4 protein-coding genes are annotated in these 5,563 nt (G+C 60.7%); 1 reads left to right on the top strand and 3 read right to left on the bottom strand.

The window, feature by feature from the left end; genetic code table 11:
- Positions 1-110: 110 nt before the first annotated feature.
- The 3 genes from AAAB16_RS16500 to AAAB16_RS16490 form a co-directional block, all read right to left on the bottom strand.
- Positions 111-764: a hydrolase gene (locus AAAB16_RS16500; protein ID WP_110617028.1), complete on the bottom strand. Its 654-nt coding sequence runs from the start codon at positions 762-764 to the stop codon at positions 111-113.
- A gap of 231 nt (positions 765-995) precedes the next feature.
- The gene (locus AAAB16_RS16495; protein ID WP_340664297.1) at positions 996-3,353 is read right to left on the bottom strand and encodes a DNA polymerase II; all 2,358 of its coding nucleotides are present in this window, start codon (positions 3,351-3,353) and stop codon (positions 996-998) included.
- A gap of 97 nt (positions 3,354-3,450) precedes the next feature.
- Positions 3,451-4,347, bottom strand: a complete 897-nt coding sequence (locus AAAB16_RS16490) for a DUF4239 domain-containing protein (protein ID WP_340664296.1) — start codon at positions 4,345-4,347, stop codon at positions 3,451-3,453.
- 131 nt (positions 4,348-4,478) lie between these two features.
- Between AAAB16_RS16490 and AAAB16_RS16485 the strand changes: the two genes are divergently transcribed.
- Complete coding sequence (locus AAAB16_RS16485; RefSeq protein WP_340664295.1) at positions 4,479-5,546, top strand: nitronate monooxygenase; 1,068 nt, start codon at positions 4,479-4,481, stop codon at positions 5,544-5,546.
- Positions 5,547-5,563: the final 17 nt, after the last annotated feature.

Raw genomic sequence — 5,563 nt, 5'->3', positions numbered from 1 at the left:
CTGCAACGGCTGTCCGCGCACCTGGGTCCCCGCCTGCGCGGGGACGACGAGGGTTTACGTAGAAAACCCCGCCAACACACAGGCGTTGGCGGGGTTTGGTTAACGATTAATCAATGCCCTTCAGAGGCGTTAAACATGCTCTTGGCGTAAATCAGGCCCAGGCCATACGCACCACCGTGGGCGATGGAGGTTTTCACGGTTTCGTCGTAGGTCTCGCCGCGAGCCCAGTCGCGTTGCAGTTCCAGCAGGTATTGCAGCGAGGTCATGGGCCGGGCGCCCAGTTGCACCATGCGTTGAATGGCCATTTCGTGGGCTTCTACCGAAACGTCGCCACAGGCGTCAGCGATAAAGTACACCTCAAAGCCCTGGTCGATGGCCGACAGCGCTGGGCCAACAATGCACACCGACGTCCATAGGCCAGCCAGCACAATTTTCTGCTTGCCGAAGTTATTCACTTCTACCGCGATGCGTTCGTCTTCCCAGGTGTTCATGCTGGTGCGGTCGATGATGGTGTGCTCGGGAAATACCGATTTGATTTCATCGAAAATCGGCCCGGAAAAGCTCTTGGCGGCAACCGTAGTCAGGATGGTGGAAACCTTGAATTCCTTGGCAGCTTTGGCGACCAGCGCGGCGTTGTTGCGCAGGGTGGTGGCATCGATCGACTTGGTGGCAAACGACATCTGCGACTGGTGGTCGATCATGATCAGGGTGTGGTCGTCATGGTTCAGAAGGGTTTTGCCTGGAGCTGCTTTGGCGATGGCCATGGGTAAATTTCCTTTTCAGTTTTAATGGTATGAGTAGCGGGTTTAGGTGAACTCGTTGGCTTGTTTGCAAACCGTGGAGCCATGATCACCCATGGCTGAAAAGCGCGGAATAGACAGGGGTGCACGGCCACTTTGCAGAGTTGCAAAGGGGCTGAATGGACGAATTGTGGCGGGTGTATTGGTGCGGACGTGCGCGTAGGGTGTGCTGTGCGCACCGGCCTTTAAAGGGATCTAAAACAAATCCAGCTGCCCACCCACCAACGTGGCGAAGTCATCATCGACAAAGGGCAGAATCGCATCCGCTACTGGCTGTAGCTGGCGAGTGAGGTAGTGGTCGTAATCAATCGGCGAGGTGATCGCTTCCAGCGGTTGTGGCCCGGCCAAGGTGATGACATAGCTGATCCACCCGCCGCGCTGGTATTGCCGTGGCCGGCCCTGTTCGCTGTTGTATTCGTCGGCCAGCCGCGCCGCCCGCACATGAGGCGGTACGTTGCGTTCATAGTCAGCCAGCGGGCGGCGCAAGCGTTTGCGGTACACCAGCCAATCGTCCTGTTCGCCGGCCAGGGTGCGCACCACGTATTCGCGCACATAGTCCTGATAGGGCTGGCGCCTAAAGATGCGTTCGTACAGTTGCTGTTGAAACTGCTGGGCCAGCGGCGACCAATCGGTGCGTACGGTTTCCAGGCCTTTGTAGACCATCTGCTCGCCCATCAAGCCGGCGTAGCGCTTTTTGCTGCCCTCCTCCGCGCCGCGAATGGTCGGCATCAGAAAACGACGAAAGTGGGTTTCGTATTGCAGCTCGAGCGCGCTGGTTAAACCAAACTCGCGCTGCAGGTGCTCACGCCAGAATTCGTTAACCCGCTGCACCAGGGCACGGCCGATTTTCCCCGCGTCTTCTTCGCTGTGCTCATGGCCAAGCCAGACAAAAGTGGAGTCGGTATCGCCATAGATCACGGTGTGCCCCTGAGCTTCGATCAGCTCGCGGGTCTGGTGCATGATCTGATGACCACGCAGAGTGATGGACGAGGCCAAGCGCGGGTCAAAGAAGCGGCAACCGCTGGAGCCAAGCACGCCGTAAAAGGCGTTCATGATGATTTTCAGCGCCTGCGACAGCGGCTTATTGTTATCGCGCTTGGCCTGCTCACGGCCCTCAGCCACCCGGGAAACAATGGCCGGCAAACAATGCCGCACGCGGGAAAACCGTGCACCGCGAAAGCCTTCAACGCTGGCGCTTGGGTCCGGCTCGCGCAGACCTTCCACCAAGCCCACCGGGTCGATCAGAAAGGTGCGAATAATCGACGGATACAGGCTCTTGTAATCCAGCACCAGCACCGACTCATACAGCCCCGGCTGCGAGTTCATCACGAAACCACCGGGGCTGGCCTCGGGCGGGCGCTCGCCAAGGTTGGGTGCAACAAAGCCCTGGCGGTGCATCAGCGGCATATATAAATGGGTAAAGGCCGCCACCGAGCCGCCGCTGCGGTCGGCCGGCAAACCGGTCACGCTGGCGCGCTCAAGCAAAAAGCTCAGCAGTTCGGTTTTGGCGAAGATGCGCGTGACCAGCTCGCAGTCTTTAAGGTTGTAGCGGGCCAGCGCCGGTTTGTCCTCGGCGAACATGCGGTCGATTTCGTCCATACGCTGGTAGGGCGTGGAAATATCCTTGCCCTCACCGAGCAAGGTTTGCGCGACGTTTTCCAGGCTAAACGAGGGAAAGCTCCAGGTCGCCGAGCGCAGCGCCTCGATGCCATCAATGATCAACCGCCCCGCCGCCTCAGCGAAAAAGTGATTGCTGCGCCCACCATGTTCGCGCCAGCCCATGGCCTCACCATCACGGCCCAGGCGCAGCGGAATTTGCAGCTTTTGTGAATGTTCGAGCAGCACCCGCAGATCAAACTGCACCACGTTCCAGCCGATGATGGCGTCGGGGTCATGGGTAGCTAACCAGCTGTTCAAGCGCTCCAATAACTGCCCACGGCTGTCGCAGTATTCGAGGTCGAAATCCACCCGCGCGGCATCACCATTGGCCGGACCGAGCATATACACCTGGCGCTGGCCACAGCCTTCCACGGCAATCGAATACAGCTCGCCATGGCGGGTGGTTTCAATATCCAGCGAGCACAGTTTGAGCTGCGGGCGGTAGTCGGGGTCGGGCTTTAACTGGGCGTCATCAAAACCGCCACTACCGTCTGGCGTGCCGGAAAACAGCACCGGCGCGGTGATAAAGCGCTCCATCAAATAGCGCTCGGGCGGGCGCACATCCGCCTCGTAAACATCCACGCCAACACTGCGCAGCAGCTTGTCGATATTCATCAGCTGACGGTGCGAACGGGTGTACAGGCCCAGCACCGGGCGGTGGTGGAAATCCTGCAAGGCCAGCTCGCGCAGCTCTACGTCCTTTTCTTTGCCGAGCATGCCCTCCACCCGCAGGCGCTGTTCGGCCGGCACAAAGGCCACCGAGGTTTGCACCGGCAAGCGCAGCAGCCGCGGACCGTCATCCGTGGCCAGCCAGAAGCTCACCTGGGTGCCCGCCGGGGTGTCGCGCCAGTGCCGGGAGAGGAGAAAACCCCGTTGTAGTGGTTGCGCTGCCATAGGGCTGCCTTGGATAAAGTCTGGCGATTCTACTGTATCCATATACAGACAGCAGACAGATTTCCTCGGCAATGGCCTACATGCAGACCAATGCGTCTTAAAGGCGCGGCATCAGCGCCAGGGTATCGGCGATAGCATCGGGCGGCACATGCATGCCGCCACTAAAGGGGCAGTCCAACGCCATCACCAGCAATAGACCAAAGCCGATCACCGCCGCCAGGGTGGCGCTCATCAGCGCCTGGCTGCGCGCATGGCCGCTGCGCAGCAATAGCGCAAACGCCACGGTGACAAACCCGCCGCCGAGCAACAACGCCCACATCAGCGGTGCCAGCTGCGAGCGACTATCGAGCAGGCGATTGCGCCGGTGTTCAGTGAGTGCACGCACCTGCTCGTAGAGACGCACCTCCAGCGTCTGCTGCGGCGGGGTGCTTGGCTGGAATTCGCGCTGCACTTGCCATAAACGGTCCAGTGCCGCCCTGGCGAGAAGGCTATGGTCACCGTGAGCCATTGCTGGCCACTCGCTGTCGACCACTCGCTGTGCATAGGTATGTAAGCCGGCCTGCAGCTCGTCGCGTTGCGGCGCTGGTAACTCGATGGCCAGACGGTAAAGCGTGCCGAGCACATTGGACTCTTGCGAAACGTTGCTCTGCGCCGCCTCGAACTCGGTGTAAACCTCAGAAATGGTAAACGCCAAGGTGATGCCAAATATCGCCCCAACCGTCTGGAATATAGCCAAGCCCAACGCGTTATCGCCCCCCGTGGCGGGCAAATAGCGCCCCAGCAAACAGGATGCGCAGGCCGTTAATAGAGCGCTGCCCAACACCATCACGGCAAACAACAACCACAGGGGAAAACTGAGAAGGTAAAACTGCATATCAGGGCTCAGCAGGACGCCAGGACCAAGCACCACACCGGCGGCGTGGGCACCGCCGTCAGCCTGTGCCAAGCAGCCAACAAGCAAAATCCCCCGGCTACGCAGCGAGCCGTCGGCCATTGCCCAACCGCCGAGAGAAAAGCGGCGTTAACCAGCCGGTACGCGATCAACCGCCCAGCAGCGATATACTTCCCCGCCCGCGCCCTTGAGCGCCGCCGCGTTTGCTTACTGCCTTTGCGAGGAGACACCGGATGAACGACCTCAACACCCTGCTGGGCGTCCAGCTTCCTATCATCCAGGCGCCCATGGCCGGCACCGCCACACCGGCCATGGCGGCAGCGGTGAGCAATGCCGGTGGGCTGGGCTCCATCTCGATTGCCGCAGTAAATGCCGAAGCCGGTCGCGAGATGATCCGCCAACTGCGCGCCGCCACCGCTAAGCCCTTCAACATCAATGTGTTTTGCAACGTGCCCGCGCAGCCGGACGCCGCCGTCGAGCAGCGCTGGCTGCAATATCTGGCACCATGGTTTGCCGAGTTTGCCGCCGCGCCGCCCGCCGCTATCCACGACATCTACACCAGCTTGTACAACGATGAAGCGCAGCTGCAAGTCTTGCTGGAAGAACGCCCAGCCATGGTCAGCCTGCACCTGGGCTTGCCACCGCAGGAACGTATCGATGCCTTAAAGGCCGCTGGCATTGTGCTGGTGGCCTCGGCGACGTCGCTGGAGGAAGGTCGTCGGGTGCAGGCCGCCGGCGTGGATATGGTGGTGGCGCAAGGTATCGAAGCCGGTGGCCATCGCGGCATTTTTGATCCCGACCAGATTGATGGCTGCCTGACCACCGCTGAACTGGTGCAAGAGCTGGTACGTGAGCTGGAGATTCCGGTCATCGCCGCCGGCGGCATTATGGACGGCGCCGATATCGCCGCCATGCTCGAACTCGGCGCCGTAGCGGTGCAGTTGGGTACCGCGTTTGTGCTGTGCCCCGAGTCCGCCGCCAACGCCAGCTACCGCGCCATGCTCAGCAGTGAACGGGCCAAGCAAACGCAGATCACCCGAGTGATTTCCGGGCGCCCGGCGCGGGGCGTGCTAAACCGCTTTATGCTGGAAGTGGGCGGCGAAGGGCACCCCAGCGTGCCAGGTTTTGGCATCGCCTATAACGCCGGCAAAAAGCTTATCGAAGCGGCCAGCCAGGCCGGCAGTTCCGAGTTCGCCGCCCACTGGGCCGGCACCAATGCCAGCAAAGTGCGCAGCTTGCCGGCGGCGCAGTTGTTGAAAACCCTGCATGAGGAATATTTGGCTGTGCTCAAAACCCAGTAGAGCGGCAAGCGCTTGCC

Source organism: Pseudomonas sp. (assembly GCF_037994325.1).
Lineage (GTDB): Bacteria > Pseudomonadota > Gammaproteobacteria > Pseudomonadales > Pseudomonadaceae > Aquipseudomonas.
The sequence above is the reverse complement of the archived record's forward strand: the minus strand, read 5'-3'. Positions and strand labels throughout refer to the sequence as shown.

Excerpts from the sequence above, each read along its gene's own strand:
- AAAB16_RS16500 (WP_110617028.1), bottom strand. The coding sequence starts at position 764 with ATGGCCATCGCCAAAGCAGCTCCAGGCAAAACCCTTCTGAACCATGAC.
- AAAB16_RS16495 (WP_340664297.1), bottom strand. The coding sequence starts at position 3,353 with ATGGCAGCGCAACCACTACAACGGGGTTTTCTCCTCTCCCGGCACTGG.
- AAAB16_RS16490 (WP_340664296.1), bottom strand. The coding sequence starts at position 4,347 with ATGGCCGACGGCTCGCTGCGTAGCCGGGGGATTTTGCTTGTTGGCTGC.
- AAAB16_RS16485 (WP_340664295.1), top strand. The coding sequence starts at position 4,479 with ATGAACGACCTCAACACCCTGCTGGGCGTCCAGCTTCCTATCATCCAG.